General features: G+C 71.7%; 2 protein-coding genes. Both read right to left on the reverse strand.

The genetic code is table 11. The features are described 5' to 3' along the window. The coding region (locus DBR36_RS17970; RefSeq protein WP_181373658.1) for a hypothetical protein at positions 1 to 181 on the reverse strand (181 nt) is incomplete at its 3' end. Positions 182 to 219: 38 nt separating this feature from the next. Next, the coding region (locus DBR36_RS17975) for a glycosyltransferase family 2 protein (protein ID WP_108320765.1) at positions 220 to 1227 on the reverse strand (1008 nt) is incomplete at its 5' end.

A 1227-nucleotide genomic window follows, 5' to 3' on the forward strand; every position in this document is an offset into this window, starting at 1 on the left:
CCGACCCCAGCGACGTCCATGTCCCGGAGTACGAGAGGGCGGGCGAGGTCTCCTCGTAGGTCCCGGGACCGACCGGGGACGGCGCGGCGACCGCGGCGGAGGGGACGGCGGTCAGCAGGGCGGCGACGAGGGCGAAGACGAGCAGCAGTGGCGCGAGGACGCGACGGGGGGACAGTGACACGAGAGGCTCCTGATCTGGCTGGGGGGACATCGGGGGTACTAACCGTCCGCGATGGTCAGGAGAGCCCGGTGTGCGCGAGTGGAGCTTTTCGCGGTCAGGGTGAGAAGGGCCCGGCGAACATCACGGCGTCTCAGGAAGACTGCCATCTCGGCGAGGCCCAACATCCGACGGTTGCGCGATACCAGTACTTTCCGCTCAGATAACAGGTATTCCGCCCTCAAAGCGTCCTTGATCCCCGACAGGGCGATGTACCGCGCGCGGAAGTAGACGAGGTCGTCCGCATCGTGCAGCCCGAGGCGGCGGGCGGTCGAGGTGACCGTCTCGTCGATGAGGGCGAGGGAGTCCGCCCGCTGCCGCACGGACGTGATGATCGACCCGTCGCGCAGCAGGTAGTCGTAGATCGGGATGCCGGTGAACGCCACCGCCGTCGCGTGCCCCAGGGCGTCCGCGACCAGGGCGAGATCGGATTGCACCCGCGCGGGCGTGAAGGCCGCGCGCAGCAGCGTCTCGCGGCGGAACAGTTTGTTCCACAGGTGGCCGGTGAGCTCTCCGCGCAGCAGCATGCGGAACGCCGCCCGACCGTTCACCGGAGGTGAGACCGGGGGGACGAGGGGCCGTCGCTCGCCCCCGCGCGTGACGAGGGTCGCGGCGGCCACCACGACGTCCGCCTCGCGCGCGGTCGCCATGCCCACGAGCGTGCGCAGGGCGTCGGGGCTCCACGCGTCGTCCGCATCGACGAACCACACGTACTCCCCCGTCGCGGCCTCGACCCCGGCGCGGCGCGCGCGGGCCACGCCGCCGTTGACGGGCAGCTCGACGAGGCGGAACCGGTCGTCGTCGGCGGTGAGAGCGCGCGCCACCTCCACGGTGTCGTCACCGGAGCCGTCATCCACGATCACGACCTCGAGGGCCGGATAGTCCAGGGCGACCACCTGCTCGACAGCCCGCGGCAGGAACGCCGCGGCCCGGTGGACGGGCAGGACGATCGAGACCGGCGGCGCGGCGATCATCGGCGCACCCGGTCCGCGATCACGGCGGTGAGAGCG

Source organism: Microbacterium sp. HMWF026, from assembly GCF_003061325.1.
Taxonomy (GTDB): Bacteria; Actinomycetota; Actinomycetes; order Actinomycetales; family Microbacteriaceae; genus Microbacterium; species Microbacterium testaceum_E.